16 protein-coding genes are annotated in these 17,222 nt (G+C 39.8%); 9 read left to right on the top strand and 7 right to left on the bottom strand.

All coding sequences use genetic code 11. The features are described 5' to 3' along the window. The first annotated feature begins 23 nt into the window (after positions 1 to 23). From BMY70_RS18250 to BMY70_RS18230, 5 genes are all read left to right on the top strand, one after another. Entirely contained in the window at positions 24 to 746 is a 723-nt protein-coding gene (locus tag BMY70_RS18250) for a hypothetical protein (protein ID WP_143072120.1), read from the top strand. Between the two features lie 63 nt (positions 747 to 809). Beyond that, a complete protein-coding gene (locus BMY70_RS18245; RefSeq protein WP_218148642.1) occupies positions 810 to 1,343 on the top strand; it encodes an RNA polymerase sigma factor in 534 nt (177 codons plus the stop codon). A gap of 6 nt (positions 1,344 to 1,349) precedes the next feature. Then, positions 1,350 to 2,846 (top strand): hypothetical protein, encoded by a 1,497-nt coding sequence (locus tag BMY70_RS18240; protein ID WP_090337672.1) that lies wholly within the window; start codon positions 1,350 to 1,352, stop codon positions 2,844 to 2,846. 189 nt (positions 2,847 to 3,035) lie between these two features. Continuing rightward, on the top strand, positions 3,036 to 4,193 hold the full coding sequence (locus tag BMY70_RS18235; protein ID WP_090337670.1) for a PepSY-associated TM helix domain-containing protein: 1,158 nt from the start codon (positions 3,036 to 3,038) through the stop codon (positions 4,191 to 4,193). A 112-nt stretch (positions 4,194 to 4,305) separates the two neighbouring features. Next, positions 4,306 to 4,749, top strand: coding sequence for a GNAT family N-acetyltransferase (locus tag BMY70_RS18230; RefSeq protein ID WP_090337669.1), 444 nt, complete (start codon positions 4,306 to 4,308; stop codon positions 4,747 to 4,749). Between the two features lie 56 nt (positions 4,750 to 4,805). On the opposite strand, the gene BMY70_RS18225 is transcribed toward BMY70_RS18230, so the two are convergent. Both BMY70_RS18225 and BMY70_RS18220 read right to left on the bottom strand, forming a co-directional pair. Next, on the bottom strand, positions 4,806 to 6,113 hold the full coding sequence (locus BMY70_RS18225; protein ID WP_090337667.1) for an ABC1 kinase family protein: 1,308 nt from the start codon (positions 6,111 to 6,113) through the stop codon (positions 4,806 to 4,808). A 3-nt stretch (positions 6,114 to 6,116) separates the two neighbouring features. Continuing rightward, entirely contained in the window at positions 6,117 to 6,770 is a 654-nt protein-coding gene (locus BMY70_RS18220; RefSeq protein ID WP_090337665.1) for a TetR family transcriptional regulator C-terminal domain-containing protein, read from the bottom strand. Between the two features lie 244 nt (positions 6,771 to 7,014). Here BMY70_RS18220 and BMY70_RS18215 point away from each other — a divergent pair, with 244 nt between their 5' ends. Beyond that, positions 7,015 to 7,710, top strand: a complete 696-nt coding sequence (locus tag BMY70_RS18215; RefSeq protein ID WP_177197061.1) for a CPBP family intramembrane glutamic endopeptidase — start codon at positions 7,015 to 7,017, stop codon at positions 7,708 to 7,710. 7 nt (positions 7,711 to 7,717) lie between these two features. Here BMY70_RS18215 and BMY70_RS18210 read toward each other — a convergent pair whose 3' ends face one another. Next, complete coding sequence (locus BMY70_RS18210) at positions 7,718 to 8,713, bottom strand: NAD(P)H-quinone oxidoreductase (RefSeq protein WP_090337662.1); 996 nt, start codon at positions 8,711 to 8,713, stop codon at positions 7,718 to 7,720. A 157-nt stretch (positions 8,714 to 8,870) separates the two neighbouring features. Beyond that, on the bottom strand, positions 8,871 to 9,239 hold the full coding sequence (locus BMY70_RS18205) for a YccF domain-containing protein (RefSeq protein WP_090337660.1): 369 nt from the start codon (positions 9,237 to 9,239) through the stop codon (positions 8,871 to 8,873). A gap of 238 nt (positions 9,240 to 9,477) precedes the next feature. Here BMY70_RS18205 and BMY70_RS18200 point away from each other — a divergent pair, with 238 nt between their 5' ends. Continuing rightward, a complete protein-coding gene (locus BMY70_RS18200) occupies positions 9,478 to 11,217 on the top strand; it encodes a hypothetical protein (protein ID WP_090337658.1) in 1,740 nt (579 codons plus the stop codon). Positions 11,218 to 11,236: 19 nt separating this feature from the next. Here the strand turns inward: BMY70_RS18200 and BMY70_RS18195 are convergent, their stop codons facing one another. The 3 genes from BMY70_RS18195 to BMY70_RS18185 all read right to left on the bottom strand — a co-directional run bounded on the left by BMY70_RS18195 (position 11,237) and on the right by BMY70_RS18185 (position 14,402). Beyond that, positions 11,237 to 12,931 carry a GMC oxidoreductase gene (locus BMY70_RS18195; RefSeq protein ID WP_090337656.1) on the bottom strand — a complete coding sequence of 565 codons (1,695 nt, stop codon included), beginning with the start codon at positions 12,929 to 12,931 and terminating at the stop codon, positions 11,237 to 11,239. Between the two features lie 16 nt (positions 12,932 to 12,947). Further along, the gene (locus BMY70_RS18190; protein ID WP_090337654.1) at positions 12,948 to 13,703 is read right to left on the bottom strand and encodes a glucosamine-6-phosphate deaminase; all 756 of its coding nucleotides are present in this window, start codon (positions 13,701 to 13,703) and stop codon (positions 12,948 to 12,950) included. A 75-nt stretch (positions 13,704 to 13,778) separates the two neighbouring features. Continuing rightward, complete coding sequence (locus BMY70_RS18185; RefSeq protein ID WP_090337652.1) at positions 13,779 to 14,402, bottom strand: pseudouridine synthase; 624 nt, start codon at positions 14,400 to 14,402, stop codon at positions 13,779 to 13,781. Positions 14,403 to 14,632: 230 nt separating this feature from the next. Here BMY70_RS18185 and BMY70_RS18180 point away from each other — a divergent pair, with 230 nt between their 5' ends. Further along, positions 14,633 to 15,976 (top strand): deoxyguanosinetriphosphate triphosphohydrolase, encoded by a 1,344-nt coding sequence (locus BMY70_RS18180; protein WP_090337650.1) that lies wholly within the window; start codon positions 14,633 to 14,635, stop codon positions 15,974 to 15,976. Between the two features lie 118 nt (positions 15,977 to 16,094). Further along, the gene (locus BMY70_RS18175) at positions 16,095 to 17,219 is read left to right on the top strand and encodes an FIST signal transduction protein (protein ID WP_090337647.1); all 1,125 of its coding nucleotides are present in this window, start codon (positions 16,095 to 16,097) and stop codon (positions 17,217 to 17,219) included. The last annotated feature ends 3 nt before the right edge of the window (positions 17,220 to 17,222 follow it).

Below are 17,222 nucleotides of genomic sequence, written 5' to 3'. Positions count from 1 at the left end.
GAAAACTGGTAATCGGAATCATTTTGCTCGCCCTTTTACAGCTCGTAGCTTGCGAAAGAAACAATGTTGATGTTGCTACTGAGAAGGACAAATCCTTAAAGTTAAGCGGCATTGAAGCGTCCAAAGAAACAAATATCAAACGCAAAGAACCGGTCAATTTTTTACTGAATAGTGAATTACCTGCCAGCAGTTATCGTTGGAAAGTACTGCCAAATGAATATGTTTTTATCGAAAAAGGATCAGAAAATACAACGATTATTTTTGACCAAGCTGGCACCTACACCGTTGTTGCACAAGATAGTATCACCTTGGATTCTGTCTTTTTAAGTGTGTCGGTTGGAACTGAAATTTACCAGGATATTTTAGAGCCGATCAAGGGGGATGACATCATTAGCCTCACGCCAGTCACCTACGCGGATTCCGCATTTCATATTGACTTTACGGCGCTGTCGACTAATGACTATAGCTGTTCCAATAATTCTCTGACCTACTCCTTGGGTAAAACCGGCAACACCTATCAGATTAATCTTGCCGGAGTGACGATTCCGGCAGATTGTTCAGGAGAAAATTCAAAAGCGAAAAGTAAGATTGTGTTTAATTGGCTTATTCAAGAGAATGTCACCTACGGTTTAGAAATCACCTTAAACGGCAAAACCTATGAGGGCTCATTTGAAAGAAAGGGAGAAAAATATCAATTTAACTGGCCACATACCGCTGGCGTCATACTGACTGCAAAGTCGCTGTAAAACCTAACAAATCAGTAACCAAATGCCGGCGATTTCTGATTTGCAGGCATTTAACGCATAAGCTTGGAGAACTTAAAGGAAATATTAGCCGGTTGCAAGCGTAAAGAGCGACAAAGCCAGGAAAAATTGTATCGTCAGTTTTATCCTGTGCTTTTCGCCCTTTGCAAAAATTTCTTTGAAGACAAGCATGATGTCGTCACCGCTATTAATAATGGTATGATGAAGGTTTTTAAAAATCTCCATCAATACGATGCAGCAAAAGGAGAATTTTTCAACTGGATGTATACAACCGTAAGAAATGCCGCATTGACTTTATTAAGAGACAAGAAAACGCAAACTTTTGAATACGAAGAGATTACCGAAAGTATGTATTTTGAAGCGAATGAAAATCCGTTTACGGAGTTAGAATACCATGATATTGAAGTGTATTTAAATCAGTTACCTATAGCAACAAGGCGCATTTGCGGTCTTTTTTATCTGGATGGATTTTCCGTAAAAGAAATCACAGAATCGCTGGCTATTAAAGAAGGGACTGTGAAATGGCATCTGAGCGAAAGCCGCAACAGATTAAAGATTATTTTCGAAAAGTCACTGTAAAGAACTGTGAGTAAGAAAAATATACATATCAAAAAATACCTCAACAGTAATTTACCTGAACCGGAAATACAGGCGGACGACGCGTGGGCAAAAATGGATGATATGTTAAGTGTGAATCCGGTGCCTGAAACGCAGATTTCAACAATCAGTAAATTGAAATTTCTTATTAACGTCGGATTAGGTATCATCACATCAATTGGCATTGTAACGGCAATCTGGTTTTTGGTACCCGAAGAAAAGTCAAAAAATATAGTGAAGCAGGATGGTAAAACAAGTGTAAATAATTCGACGCCCGCTCAAAGCATTCCTAAGAATTCACAGAAAAAATTGGAATCCATCGTTAAAGGAGAGAAAGCAGATCGTTTAGAATATTCCCGAAATTTAAAACCAGAAGTAACAAAGGCAGGCGCAGAGGATCGGGAAAATTTTCGATTAAAAAATGATACTTTAAATTCTTCGAGAGGATTAACTAGTACAAATCCAGCTTTCCGTGATAAAGAACAGAATCATAGCGAAGCCGGTAACCGAATTGTTCAGGGAGTAACGGAAGTGAGCAGATCTTCTGTATCTAGAAGTATTAATCCTGATTTCGAAGCGGATCGTAATATTTTAACTAAACTGAGAAAAAATTCCAGAAGAAAAGAAAAAGTTGAAAATAACGAGCTAATAAGAGAACACAGCTCATTTCAACCTTACTATTCAGGAAATAATGAAGAGAAACGAGCGGAAGGAATCAGAACTAATGAAAAAAGCAGAGTCACATTTTCCACAGAGAGATTATTTCCCAACCCAATCCATTTTAATAATTTATTCTTAAAAAAAATAAACCGAATCACTTACAATCAGCCTGTAAAACATAAAAAAACAAAATATTCCAAAGAGAAAAAGCCTTTCTTTGAAACGTTACACGCAGGTTTGGAATGGAATGCTGCTTCGTCGTTCAACACTACCAAATACATTTTTAGAGGAACTGACAGTACCAGCAAACCTTATTTATTATTAATTCCCGGAATCTGGATAAGTAAAGATATTAGTGAAAAGCAACTTGTAAGATTAAGCTTTTATGCGAATCAGCCTTACTATGGCGGTTCCGGAAGAGTTCAAAGATTTGGTTCTGATTCTGCACTTTTTCATAATAATATCAATTTAATTAAAGCAACCGGGATCAATATAGCTTTGCAATATGAATATCGCTTGCTGCCGAAAATAACGGCATCGGGAGGTTTGTCTTACAGTCCGCTTCGAAAAGCACTTACACAGGATGATTATGAAAATTATCAGGGGATTATTATTCCCGGCCCCAAACTTATCCTGAACAAACAAAACATAAGCCAGTATATGCATACAAACTTGTTTATGCTTAAAACAGGTTTAACTTTTTCACCCGGCCGCTACCAGCTCGGGGCAAATATCCTAATTCCAGTTTCTAATCTATCTCTGACGCCAACATCTTCGCCGAGAACCTTAAACGGTCAATTCTTTTTCAGGTATACTATCAAATAGCGCGTGACCTGTATTTTAATTTGGATACAATCCAACGTATCAATAGCTTTGTGACTTATTAAGACTAATTACACGTTAATAGTAAATCTGAAAACCCTGACAATTCAGGGTTCGTCTTTCTTCTAGTGCTCGGTTCACTTCCGAAGGCGGGATTCGTGTTAAAAGTTGCTATGCATCAAACCGTTCAACATGAAAAAAGTCATACATTTTCTCCACTTATGGCTCGGACTAGGTTCGGGGCTTATCGTTTTTATTCTTGCTGTAACTGGCTGTATATATGCTTTTCAGGAAGAAATACAAAACGCGACACAATCCTACCGGTATGTCGAGCCTCAGAAAAAACCTTTTCTGCCGCCATCCGAATTTAAGGTGATCGGGGAGAAAGCGTTACCGAATAAAAAAATTCACAGCGTACAATATGCGGACTCCAAAACAGCGGCTGTAATTACCTATTTCAGCTTTGAGCCCGAGGAATATTACTATCTGGCCTACGCGAATCCTTATACCGGCGAGGTGCTGAAAGTTAAGAACATGGATAGCGATTTCTTTCGTTTCATCCTGATGGGACATTATTATTTATGGCTTCCTCCATCAATTGGACAGCCAATTGCTGCTTCCGCAACACTTATTTTTGCGTTCATGCTCCTTTCAGGTCTGGTACTTTGGTGGCCGAAAAACAAAGCTGCTCTCAAGCAACGTTTCACGGTAAAGTGGGGTGCCAAATGGAGGCGTAAAAATTATGACCTGCATAATGTTTTAGGTTTTTACACCATCCCTATTGCCTTAATTATCGCCGCAACAGGTTTGATTATGGGCTTTCAATGGTTTTCAAAAAGTGTTTATTGGGCAACTTCCGGAGGAGAAACAATGACGCCGTTCTATGAAGCAGAATCAAAAGGAAAGCCTGGCTCGACCGGAGAAATTCCTGTTCTAGATATTCTTTGGAAAAAAACAATGGCTGAAAATCCCCAGGCTCAGACTATTGAAATGCATTATCCCGAAACTCCAAAATCAACGATTGCAGCCGTGACCAATCCGATTGCGGGAACATACTGGAAGTGCGACTACATTTATTATGACCAATACACAATGCAGCCTATTCCAGTGACACATAATTTTGGGCGTTATCATGAAAAGTTGACGCTGGCAAACAAGATTATGCGGATGAACTACGATATCCATATTGGTGCCATTATCGGTTTACCTGGAAAAATATTGGCATTCATTATTTCCTTTATCACGGCTAGTCTGCCAGTGACCGGATTTATTATCTGGTGGGGAAGAAAGAAAAAAACAAAAAAGAGCCCGGTAAGAATCGCATTAAAAGAAGAACTTGTAAAAAATTAAAAGTTAAACGCAGAGTTCCGGGAATTTTACGCAGAGTTAAAGAAAGGTATTCTACTCTTCTTCATTACGCTTCGCAAAACTCACTTACGCTGCGTTTGATGTATATTAGAGAATGCTACTAAGAACGAATAGTGATAATCCTGATTTTTCCGGATTAACAACTGAACTGGACATTGAATTGTGCAGAATTTACAATACAAATCCGGCGGATTACGAAGAATATAACCGGATAGTAAATCTTCCCACCGTTGTGCTCGCATACGAAAATGGCTTGCCAGTGGGCTGCGGTTGCTTCAAAATCTTCGATCAAAATACGGTTGAAATCAAGCGTATGTTCATTCAGTATCATCAGAGAGGAAAAGGAATTGCAACCAAAATCCTGAAAGAACTGGAATCCTGGTCAAAAGAACTCGGATATTCGCAAGCGGTACTGGAAACAGGAAAAGGTCAGCCCCATGCCATAAAGCTTTACCAGAAATACGGCTATGTAATTACTGAAAACTACAATCAGTATGATGATCTAAAAATCAGCGTATGTCTGAAAAAAGTATTGTAAAACAAAAAGTGCGCGATGCCATCAGACATCACGCACAGTAAATAGCTATTAATCTCCTAAGTCAGGCTGACAAATTGATTGATACTCACCTTCGCTTTCAGTTCATGCAGTAAGCTGAACAATCCAAAAAACGTTCGGTTGATATAGATAAAATGTTTTGAACCACGGTTCACATTCATTTTTCTCAAATTCTTGTCATTCGCATATTTTTCTCCCAACTCAACTAATTTTCCAAAGAAAACTTCATCTGCAAAATCGAATGTTTCAGACTGGAAAGGTTGCGTGAACAAAGTCAGGATTTCATGGAAAAGCTTGGAAAAATAAGCAGTTTCCTCTGGCGTATCCTTATCTGTAAGAATTTCCAGTTCAAATAACCGGCTTCTGAATATTTCCGGATCATCCATATTTTCTTTCTCAGCCAGTTCGAAATACGGTGTGTAAAAATCTTCCGGAATCTCCTTCATGCAGCCAAAATCAATCGCAATCAAGTTGTTGTCCTTATCAACCAGGAAATTACCAGGATGCGGATCCGCATGTACTTTTCGCAATTGGTGAACCTGGAACATATAAAAATCCCAAAGTGCCTGTCCAATCTTATTCAAAGATTCCTGAGAAGCGTTTGTTTTCACAAATTCCGACAAGTGAATTCCTGTCATCCAGTCCATTGTGATTACACGTTCCGACGAAAATTCTTCGTAATATTTCGGAAAGCGAAGATTTGGAATATGCGCACATGCCTCACCAATTTCTTTGCTTTGTGCAATTTCCAGAATGTAATTTGTCTCTTCGGTCAGCTTGGTTTCAACCTCTTTAAAATACTTATCAGAGTCCTTGCTTTGAATGTTGAACATCTTCATTGCAATGGGTTTTACCAAAGCCAGATCCGACGTTATACTCTCTGCAACACCGGGATACTGAATTTTTACAGCCAATTCTTTTCCATCAGCAGTCGCCTTATGAACCTGACCAATACTAGCAGCGTTAATCGCATTCGGATTGAAAGTATCAAAAAGATCCAATGGGGATTTTCCAAAATACTTCCTGAACGTTTTGATCACCAGAGGGGCGGAAAGTGGTGGAACAGAAAACTGTGACAAAGAGAATTTTTCCACATAAGCCTGCGGCATAAAGCTCTTTTCCATACTCAACATTTGCGCCAATTTCAGAGCGCTGCCTTTCAGATTTTTCAGTCCATCGTAGATATCTTCGGCGTTGTTTGTATTCAGATTATCCCGCGCAGATTCTGGATTCGTTATTTTCTCTCCGTAGTATTTCAAATAATTTCCACCGATTTTAACACCAGTCGAGATTAATTTGGATGCACGCTGAATTTTCGAAGTAGGTATGCTGTCTATTGTTTCCATTAACTACCTCAATTTTTCTTTAATTAAAAATTTACCAAAATCGAGCACACTTTCCAACGGTGTGGTATCGATCAGATCAAAAGTTGCACGAAGTGATTTTTCAATAAAAAGATCCGTTTTTTCAAACACCACAGACTCATCGTCCAGCCAGAATTTCAATGTCACCAACAACTGAATCCATGCTCCTTCTTCCAGGCTACTTTGTTGTACTTTTTGAATCCGCTCGCTTTTTACTTTCAGATAACCCTGGCTTATCTCGCCAATGAAATGTTTGAAATGCGCTCTCAGTTCTTTCAGTTTCAATAACCCGTTCAGTTTGCTGCGATCGCTTTTTAATGCAAAAACAACATAACTTCTGTTGGCGGTTAAAATCTCGAAAAAAGTGTAGTAATAAGTGAGCAACTTATCCTTGAAGCCAAGCACGTCGACATCCGTACTTTTGTTGATCAATTCGACCGTCAGTCTATGAAAACTAACAAAAACCGATTTTTCAATCGCCTCAATCGATGAGAAGTATGCATAAAAATCCTTTTCTACAATTCCATTTCTTTTGCAGAATAAATAGACCGACTTAGGATTTTCGTTATGTTCCAGACAGTAATGGATATACATTTCTGTTATGCTGGCTGCTGTTATTTCTTTAATCTTTGTTGCCATCTTTTTTGAATTAGCTCATCTACACGATGATTTCCATTAAATTTAAACGAAAAAAAGCATACTATTCTTATTTTCTGATCTTTAAGAGGGCGACAATCCCGCATGACAAAAAGCGAGGACTATCCGATTACAACACAACTAACAAACTAAATTTTACATCAACAGCTCCCAAACCGTTCCTATGCGTTTTAAAGATTTGGTAAGAATAATTTTAATATGCTGCCTATTTGCTAACACAATTGGCTTGATTTTCATTACAGATTGGGTGCAAAAAGTTTTTGTAAACTGGCAACAGGCAATCCCCTTAGGTCTTGTCATTATTCTCATTGAATACCTGATTTTTCGCAAGCTCCTGCAACCCTTCTCAAAAGAAATTCCATATCATATGTTATTCTCTTTCAAAAAGATAGCACCAGCTATCGTCATGGGATTTTTGGTATGGATACTTCTACAGCTATGGACGCGCCGTACTTTTAATACCGGCATTGAATTTCCAGATCAGTCAAAACTGATAAGATACAGTTTGGTCTTCCTTTTTAATTCTTTTCCAAATGCACTTATTGAAGAATTTATTTTCAGGTTTTTGCCGGTTCACTATGCTGAAAAGAAAGGCTTCTCGCGTCAGCAGATGATTGGACTTGGTATTGCTGTGTCATTCATTTTCGCACTCTCGCATGTTTCAGTTTACCTGTTCCGCGATCATACGGATTGGCCGAACCTGCCTGCGATTCTATTGAGTGCTTTTTTCTATGGAATGGTTTATTTTTTTATCTACATTATTACCGGAAATATCTTTTTTACAGCGTTAATTCATGCATTTGGAAACAATCATCTTGTTCTGATCAATACGCCCAACTTCGAGGCATTTTATTTCTACACCTTCATTTTTGTAACCTTACTTTGGTATGCGGGAAAAACGTTCAGCAAAGGTTTCCGATAATCCATCATCAGTTTGTAAGTACAATTTTTCCGATATGATCGCTGCTTTCCATCAACTCATGCGCTTTTGCAGCCTCTGACATTGGAAATATTTTAAAAACAACCGGCATAAAGTGGCCTGTTTCCATTAACGGCCACACATTTTCTAAAATGTCTTTTGTCAGGGCAGTCTTGAAAATCATATCACGATTACGCAAAGTACTACCAGTAATGGTTAGCCGATTTTTCATAACAAGACTAAAATCCACATCGTCAGATGGTTCGCCGTGCGCATGTTTTACTTTGCTTCCTTTCATCGTGTTTATGAAAACAAGCCGTCCTTCCACATTAAGCAGACGAATATTTTTAGGAATATAATCTCCCCCGATCATATCCAGAATCACGTCAACACCTTCGTTTTTCAGTACTTCTTCAAAATTTTGTTCTTTATAATTAATACATAAATCTGCTCCCAATTCGATACACGCTTCACATTTTTCCTGAGAACCTGCCGTTGCAAAAACCCTGGCACCAAAAGCTTTCGCAAGCTGAATCGCCGTGATACCGATGCCGCTGCTTCCGCCATGAACGAGGAAGTTCTCGCCTTTTTTCAATTTGCCTCTTTGAAATACATTATGCCAAACAGTGAAAATGGTCTCAGGCAAAGAGGCCGCCTCGACAAAATTGAAATCTTTGGGGACGGGCAGGCAATGCTCAGCATTGACAGCCACGTATGCTGCATATCCGCCACCAGCTAAAAGTGCGCAGACAGCGTCCCCCACTTTCCATCCTGAAACAGAAGCACCTAATTCTTCAATCGTCCCTGCTACTTCCAGACCCGGGATATCCTGAGGAGCAGAAGGCGGCGGCGGGTAATTCCCCTTTCGCTGAAAAACATCAGGACGGTTGACACCGGCGGCATGCACTTTAATCAAAACTTCATCAGCCTTCAAAACCGCTAAGGGCCGATCTTCAACCACTAAAACTTCCGGCCCTCCGGGCTTCGTAATAACAACTGCTTTCATAACAATTTTATAACATTTTAGACATTTAAGGTTTCATCTCAGAAATATTTATTCCACCAAAAAACGCCCCAAAAATTTCCCTGTATACCCCGAAAAATTTTTCAAGAATCACCTTCAACTTTTCAAATATCAACCCTTATATTTCTTAGCTGTCGGATCAATAAATGTCCTTTCCAAATGGTGCAAAAGACAAACTCATTAATTTGAAATGTTGCTTCGCAAAAGGCAGGCCGATGATCGTGATCGCGAGTAAGATACCGAAAATGAGATGTGTAAGTGCGATCCATATTCCTCCTAAAAATATCCAGATGATATTGAAAAGTGTAGACAAACAACCGGTTTCACCCGGCACTTCCCTAACCTCCCGACCAAACGGCATAAGGGTAAATATTCCGATTTTAAAACATTGAATTCCAAATGGAATTCCGATAATTGTCGCACAAAGGATCAATCCTGATAGAAAATATTCTATCGCAACAAAAAGTCCGCCAAAGATAAGCCAGATGATATTTCCGATTAAATTCATAGAATGCCAATAGATAAGTTAGAAAAATCTTTCTTTTTTTTTATTATTAAATCGTCGTATTCTTGCAAATTGAATCACCCTCTGCAAAATTTCCGTGAATAAACTTTACAACTCTATAATACAAAAATTCACGCCTTACAGAATACTAATTCTATTCTCCGTCTTATTATTTCTACCCAAAGCACTGATAGAAAGTCCATCCGGTGGAGTGGACCCGTCCTGGAAAATCAGTATTAACATGGCTATTCATCAAGGCCTTACCTTTGGGAAAGACTGGGTTTTCACGTATGGCCCACTTGGTTTTTTAAGCACCCGGGTGCCTGCCTACATTGGTATAACACCGCTGATACTTTACGACATTTTCACCGCGGGAGTTCTTGTCTATATTCTGAGATACACTTTCAAAGAATTAAATAATACGGTTAAATGGTTTGTGGTGCCTTATTTAATTATGATGAGCACTCACAATTCAGAGACTACATTTCAATTATTCACCTTCTTTATTTTCCTTGTTTTTCATCATTACAGAACAAAAAGCCTGTTCTCGCTGGCGCTGGCCACAGGAATTTCGGTATTGATATTTTTTATCAAATTAAACCTGGGAATCGTCGCATCAGTCATCCTTTACTGCCACCTGTTTCTCAACATTTTCTCAGATAAGAAATCATGGATAAAAATGATCTCGTTTTTCGGTTTCCATGTGCTGGTGACCACACTTTTGGGACAAATACTCCACGTCGATCTTATCAATTACGTAAGAGGTGCACTGAGTATTATAAACAACTATAACGATGCTATGTTCAGCGTCGACTTCATTAATTTAACGGCAAGATACGCTTATTTTAATGTGGCGATTGCATCTGTTATCATTATCACGCTTGCAATCTTTTTTATCTATTCGTTACCAACAATACTGAAAAGCCACTCAGATATTTTCATTTTGCTTGTGATGCTTTTTGCCTGGTATCTTGGATTTAAACAAGGCTTTACCCGTTTTGGCTTTGCGGGCATGTCTTATCCGTTTTTTTATGGCGCACTTTTCGTCGGGATCGCTTATCTTTTTATCCAAAACCCGATTTTAAAAAAGCGTCTTGGAGACGTTTTCATGGTTTTTCTTTTTGTCTCCCCCTTCGTAAGTACCGGACTAGGTTTTTCATTCAATAAAATAACAATTCCGTATCAGGACGTTTTGTTCACAAATCTTCGGTTTCAACAGCAGGTCAGTGATCAAAAGAACCGTGTAGAGTACCATATCGACTCCGAAATCGCAAAGTCCTTTAAAGGAAAAACGGTCGATGTTGTGCCTTATGAGATAGCATATACTTTTTTCAATGACCTGCATTATAATCCACGTCCGGCAATTCAATCCTATCAGGCATATAATAATTATCTGACCAGCCTCAATTACGAAAAATACACCTCGCCAACGGCACCGGATTTCGTTTTGTATACAACAGTGGGCCCGACAGATGTGCAGCGCTACAATTTCTGGGGAGACTCAAAAACGACGCTGGCAATGCTCCAAAACTACGATTACGATACGACGACAGTTAGTAAGGATACACTTCAAATTGTTCGAAAACGTGCAAAAAGCCTTCAACTCGTAAAATCTGATCCGAAAGATCTGGCGTTCAGACTTGGTGAAGAAATACAGGTTTCGCAACAAAATAAACTAACCTGGATTGAAGTGAAAGTAAATTATTCTCTCTGGGGGAAGATAATGAGAGTTCTCGTTCAACCGCCGGTTTTACGAGTTAAAGCTACTTATGAAGATGGAACGACCGAAGTATTTAAAGCCATTATCTCTGAAATTGAGGCAGGAATGTTCCTGAAAAAACTTCAATCGAACACCGAAGCGGAACACTTTTTCAGGACGCGGGGACAAAATAAGTCCATTACCAAATTACAGTTTCTACAAAATCATTCGGGATTTCAGGATGATATTACAGCACATCTTTACGACGTTTCATTTCAATAATCAGCTAATTTTTAATGTTTTACAAATTTCCGTTTTTTAATTCTTTGACGGCGTGATCAACCGCCCGCGCAGTTAAGGCCATATACAATAGCGACGGACTTTGATTACCGGTACTCGTCATGCAGGCGCCATCTGTTACAAATACGTTTTTACAAGCATGCAGCTGATTCCACTCATTCAACATGGATGTTTCCGGGTCTTTCCCCATCCGGCAGCCACCCATTTCATGAATATCCAAGCCCGGGGCTTGCTTGTTATCGTGCTGAACGATATTTTTACACCCAGATTTTTCAAGCATTTCAGCGCTCTCCTTAAGAAAATCACGAATCATTTTCTCGTCATTTTCATCATATCCAACCGATGTGACAAGTAAAGGAATTCCCCATTGATCTTTTTCATCCTTACTCAAAGTTACCTGATTTGTCGCTTTGGGAATAGTCTCGCCCTGCATATACATATACACTTTCCAGCCACCCGGCAAGCGCATGTTTTCCTTAAGTTTTTCCCCAATTTCCGTCTGAGCCGCCTCAGTTCCCCTTGTTCGATATGCGCCCATAAAGGTTGTGAAACCACCTACGTAATCGGTGTCCTGTTGACGTAAATTTCGATAATTGGCCAAAATAGGCTCCGTCGGGTTTCTTCCGGAGTAATATTTGTTTTCGAAGCCGTCTATATCCGCAGCAACGGACGCCCGGTAGTTATGAAAAGCAACATATTTTCCTAAAACACCACTATCATTTCCAAGTCCGTTCGGGAAGCGGTCTGACTTAGAATTAAGCAAAACAAGATTGCTATTCAGCGCAGAAGCATTCAGAAAGATAACCTTTGCTGAGAATTCATGTACTTCTTTCGTATTTGCATCGATCACTTTTACGCCACCCGCTTTGCCAGTTTTTTTATTGTAGATAATCGAATGAACAACAGAATGTGGCCTGACAGTAAGATTCCCGGTTTGGGCAGCCCACGGCAACGTCGAACTTACGGAGCTGAAATAACCTCCATACGGGCAGCCGCGCATACACAAATTTCTCGCCTGACAACCTCCCCTGCCTTGTTCAATGTGGATTTTTTTCGGTTGAGTCAAATGTGCCCACCTCGCATGAACCAAATGACGGTCTTTATAATTTTCTCTAATTTTTTGCTGAACCAGTTGCTGAACACAATTTAACTCAAACGGCGGAAGATATTCTCCGTCAGGCATCGATTCCAGTCCGTCTTTATTTCCGCAAACACCAATAAATTCTTCGACATGCGAGTACCAGGGGGCCACATCTTGATAGCCAATCGGCCAGCCAATTCCATATCCAAAACGCTCGGGAGCTGTAAACTCAAACTCGCTCCAACGCTGACATGCGCGGCCCCAGGTTAGTGATTTACCTCCAACCTGATAACCCCGGATCCAGTCAAACGGTTTTTCCTGCACATAAGGATGGTCTTTATCCTGAACAAAAAAGTGTTTTGTGTCGTCGCCAAAACCGGCCGCTCTGGTTATTAAAGGGTTATCATCCAGAAACTTTTTAGTCAAATTTCCACGATGCTCGAAGTCCCAGGGGTTCAGATGTGCGGTTGGATAATCTTTGTTATGCTCCACGTTTCTTCCACGCTCCAAAACCAGCGTTTTCATTCCTTTTTCGCAAAGCTCTTTCGCCGCCCAGCCGCCGCTAATCCCGGAGCCGATTACGATGGCATCAAAAGTATTTTCAATTTTGGACATATGGAAATCGAGAATATTAGTGGAAAGATTCAGGAAATGAAGCTGATTTATTCAATTTTGATCCGGCATCTTCATCTGCTAAAATGTAGCTATTTGCATGTAACTGGATAATGGTACCAGGTATTTCGTTTGTAACCGGATGCTCAAAAACTTCTTTTAGAATCGCTGATTTTTTTTCTCCTGAAACAATTAGGACGGCCGTTTCGGCTTCCATGAAATGTTGTAAACCAAGCGTGATACCACCAGATAATGTGGTAGATTTTTGGAAATATTTTTGGGCAACGTTTACCGTTACAGGGTCCAGAACAGCCTGATGCGAATATAACGCGAAGTCGGTTCCTGGTTCGTTCAGACCAATATGCCCGTTCATTCCTAACCCAACCATCATCAGATCAACAGGGCCATTTTCTTTGATATACTGATCCATTTTCCGGCATTCCTCATCAAGATAACCAGCCATACCATCGAAGAAAATTATTTGTTCATCTTTAATTTTTAATGGGCTGAAAAATTTAGAATACATAAAATGTTTGCAGCTTCCCTCGACTTTTTCGTTCATGCCAACCCATTCATCCAATCCCACGAAACGGCACAGGTCGAAATCGATTAACTTTTCTTTTCCATAATGAACCAGATATTCGAGCATGATTAAAGGAGATTCTCCCGAAGGAAAACATAATACCGATTCAGGCTTTTTCTTGATTTGAGCAACAACGAGATCAGCCGCAGCCTTCGACATCGCGTCTTTGGAAGGATATATTTTCAGATTCATGAAACCGACTTTAAGAACAAACGAGTATACAAAAATTTGTTACTATTTATTCTTTACAAAAGTCAATTTTCATATTTAATTACTTGCAGATTTTTCTTTCCAATTAGTAATTTTCAGTTTTTCAAAAAATTCTTCCTCTTCCATCTCTAAAACTTCACCGGGCTTTAAGTCTCCCAAAACGATATCTTCAATCGAAATCCGGATCAACCTTTTGCATTTATGACCCGCAGTACCGACCATCTTCCTGACCTGATGATACTTACCTTCAGTCATCGTAAGTTTCAACCAGCTATGTGGAATATCTTCACGCTCCGGAGAAAGTTTGATCAAGCCTTTCGGCTTTTCAATAATTTCCACATCACATGGCGTAGTAACCCAATAAACATTTCCTTTAATTAAAATGGGAATACCGGTCCTGAGCTTATGAAGCGTCTCTTCGCTCACGACATTTTTCACGTGGACAACATAAGTCCGGGAATGGGGCACTTCGCCCTGAAATAATAAACGGGTAACTTTTTTATTTGTAGTTAAAATCAACAACCCTTCCGAATGACTGTCAAGACGACCAATTGCATGCGTTCCTTCCGGAAAATCAAACTTGATATCACCTAACAAACCTACATTATCAGGACTGATAAACTGGGATACCATGTTTGCCGGCTTATTAAGGATAAAGTAACGATGTTTTGTTTGCGTCATGAATAAGGCTTTAACGAAAGATTTTTTACAAAATCAAAGCTCAAATATTGTTCATTTTTACCAGAAAACAGGACATAACTTTTCATCGTAAGCCAACTTTTATGGCTGTTACAGTGGATTTTCTAAATATTTTACTTAATCTCTAACCTTCTGGTATGTAACAAAATTCAGCGGCTAATTCGTATACTTGCGACTTGGCCAAATGCATTTTCATTTATTCTTTCAGTGCAATGAATTGGGAAAAATTACTCTCGGCGAAACGCTGGGGCAGCGAAGACAAAACTATTGAAGACCAGGCGGAAGCAAGATCTGAATTCCAACGGGATTATGACCGTTTGATATTTTCATCCCCATTTCGAAGATTGCAGAACAAAACACAGGTTTTTCCTTTACCAGGAAGTATTTTTGTTCATAACAGACTGACACATAGCCTTGAAGTAGCAAGCGTCGGGCGTTCCCTCGGGCGTATTTTTTATAATCGTTTGAGAAAAAACCGTCCAAATCTGGATGATGAGCTTCCCTTAATCAGTGAAATCGGGAATATTGTTGCTGCTGCCTGCCTGGCGCACGATCTTGGAAATCCGGCTTTCGGGCATTCAGGAGAAGCCGCTATCTCCTATTATTTTACAAATGGAGCAGGATTGATTTACAAAGAAAAAGTTACAGACGCGCAATGGAAAGATCTGACCAATTTTGAAGGCAACGCAAACGCTTTCAGGATATTGACACATCCTTATGCCGGAAAGGGTTATGGAAGTTTTGCGTTAACGTATTCCACGCTCGCCTCCATTGCAAAATATCCTTGTGAATCTCTTGCAGGAAAAGATAAGACAAAGATTTACAGAAAGAAATATGGCTTTTTTCAATCGGAACAACCAGGTTTTATCAAAATCGCTACGGAGCTTGGTCTGGCAAAAGTTGAAGGTGAACATTTGATTTACAAAAGACATCCGATCGTATTTCTTGTAGAAGCTGCCGATGATATTTGTTATAATATTATCGATCTGGAAGACGCGCACCGCCTGAAAATCCTGTCATACGATGAAGTAAAAAGTTTGCTTTTACCTTTGTCAAATGATCCTAAAATTGAAGAACGACTTGATGACATTGACGATTATGATGCAAAAATCAGTCTGCTTCGGGCAAAGGCAATCAATACATTGATCGGCCAGTGTTCTGAGCTTTTTTACCGGGAACAGGAGTCAATTTTGGCAGGCGAGTTTAATCATTCTTTGATTGATCAGATTAATGAACCGTACCGCACGGTCATGAAAAATATTGAGACAATTTCGATCAAGAAAATTTACAATTACTCTTCGGTTGTACAGATTGAGGTGGCTGGTTATAAAGTCATGGGCGGGCTGCTAGAAGAATTTATACCGGCATACCTTAACAACGATTCCCACTATTCCAGAAAACTGGTGGAACTGATACCAAAACAGTTCATCACCAAAGCAACGGACGAGTATTCGAAAATCCAGACAGTGCTCGACTTTGTCTCAGGCATGACCGATTTGTATGCCGTAGAATTATTCCGAAAAATCAAGGGAATTTCCTTCCCGTCGATAAGCTAAAACCTCGCTCGATTTTGTAACCAAAAGTGAGAAATTTCATTAATCATTTATTTTCAAACCGCTTGAAAACTTTCATTATCTTGTATTCCTAATCAGGTTTAAAGCGCATTTACTCAACATGAAAATTGAACAGCTGATCTACTCTGGTGGACAATCCCCTACTGCATTTACTATAACCCCTCACCTGATTTTTGCTTTCGGACAAAGAGAAATTCTTGAAAATGATATTCTCATAAAAGAGCTTATAAAAAATTATCCTGACGCTGCTTTCACGGGTTGTTCAACATCAGGCGAGATTATGGGCGAATCCGTTAGTGACGGCAAGGTCATCTTCACTGCCATCGAATTCGAAAAGTCTAAAATTGAATCGGCAAAAGTATCGCTGAAAGATATCGGATTCAATAGTTTTGAGGCCGGAAAAAAGCTCGTTTCGCAGTTTTCAGTTGATGGTTTAAAACATGTTTTTGTTGTTTCGGATGGCTTAAAAGTGAACGGAACTGATCTTGTAAAAGGAATAGCCGAGCAACTTCCGGGCGACATTACCCTCACAGGCGGGCTCGCGGGAGACGGCCCTCATTTCTCTAAAACGGTTATTATTGAACCTGATGGCACCGTCGCTACTGAAAGTGTCGCCGCCATAGCTTTCTACGGAGAATATTTACAAATCGGTTTTGGCTCGCGGGGAGGCTGGGATAGTTTCGGGTTAGACCGTTTAGTTACAAGATCTGAAGAAAATGTGCTATTTGAAATCGACGGGCAACCAGCGCTCGATCTTTACAAATCTTTTCTCGGCGATAAGGCAAAAGATCTTCCTTCCTCAGGTCTTTTATTTCCACTTAGTATGCGCGACAGCGAAGATCGCGCGCCTGTGGTTCGCACGATTCTGGGTATTAATGAAACGGAAAAAAGTCTGACTTTCGCTGGTGACATTCCAGAGGGTTCTTTCGTCAGATTGATGAAAGCGAATACGGACCGACTCATCAATGGAGCGGAAGAAGCGGCCGTTGTTGCCAGGAATGGAAAAGTTGAGTCACCTGAATTTGCTTTACTGGTAAGCTGCGTAGGTAGAAAACTGGTTTTAAAACAAATTGTTGAAGAGGAGGTTGAATGCGTTTCAGAAGTTCTCGGCAAACCGGTTATGACGGGATTTTATTCATACGGAGAGATTGCACCTTTCAATCAAAATGCGCTGTGCGAGCTTCATAACCAAACCATGACTATCACAACATTCCGTGAATCTTAACTT

The organism is Dyadobacter koreensis, assembly GCF_900108855.1.
GTDB classification, from domain to species: Bacteria; Bacteroidota; Bacteroidia; order Cytophagales; family Spirosomataceae; genus Dyadobacter; species Dyadobacter koreensis.
This window is presented reverse-complemented; position numbering and strand designations above follow the sequence as displayed.

Coding starts and splice junctions, on each gene's coding strand:
- BMY70_RS18235 (WP_090337670.1), top strand. CDS start 3,036: ATGAAAAAAGTCATACATTTTCTCCACTTATGGCTCGGACTAGGTTCG.
- BMY70_RS18230 (WP_090337669.1), top strand. CDS start 4,306: ATGCTACTAAGAACGAATAGTGATAATCCTGATTTTTCCGGATTAACA.
- BMY70_RS18225 (WP_090337667.1), bottom strand. CDS start 6,113: ATGGAAACAATAGACAGCATACCTACTTCGAAAATTCAGCGTGCATCC.
- BMY70_RS18220 (WP_090337665.1), bottom strand. CDS start 6,770: ATGGCAACAAAGATTAAAGAAATAACAGCAGCCAGCATAACAGAAATG.
- BMY70_RS18210 (WP_090337662.1), bottom strand. CDS start 8,713: ATGAAAGCAGTTGTTATTACGAAGCCCGGAGGGCCGGAAGTTTTAGTG.
- BMY70_RS18205 (WP_090337660.1), bottom strand. CDS start 9,239: ATGAATTTAATCGGAAATATCATCTGGCTTATCTTTGGCGGACTTTTT.
- BMY70_RS18200 (WP_090337658.1), top strand. CDS start 9,478: ATGGCTATTCATCAAGGCCTTACCTTTGGGAAAGACTGGGTTTTCACG.
- BMY70_RS18195 (WP_090337656.1), bottom strand. CDS start 12,931: ATGTCCAAAATTGAAAATACTTTTGATGCCATCGTAATCGGCTCCGGG.
- BMY70_RS18190 (WP_090337654.1), bottom strand. CDS start 13,703: ATGAATCTGAAAATATATCCTTCCAAAGACGCGATGTCGAAGGCTGCG.
- BMY70_RS18185 (WP_090337652.1), bottom strand. CDS start 14,402: ATGACGCAAACAAAACATCGTTACTTTATCCTTAATAAGCCGGCAAAC.
- BMY70_RS18180 (WP_090337650.1), top strand. CDS start 14,633: ATGAATTGGGAAAAATTACTCTCGGCGAAACGCTGGGGCAGCGAAGAC.
- BMY70_RS18175 (WP_090337647.1), top strand. CDS start 16,095: ATGAAAATTGAACAGCTGATCTACTCTGGTGGACAATCCCCTACTGCA.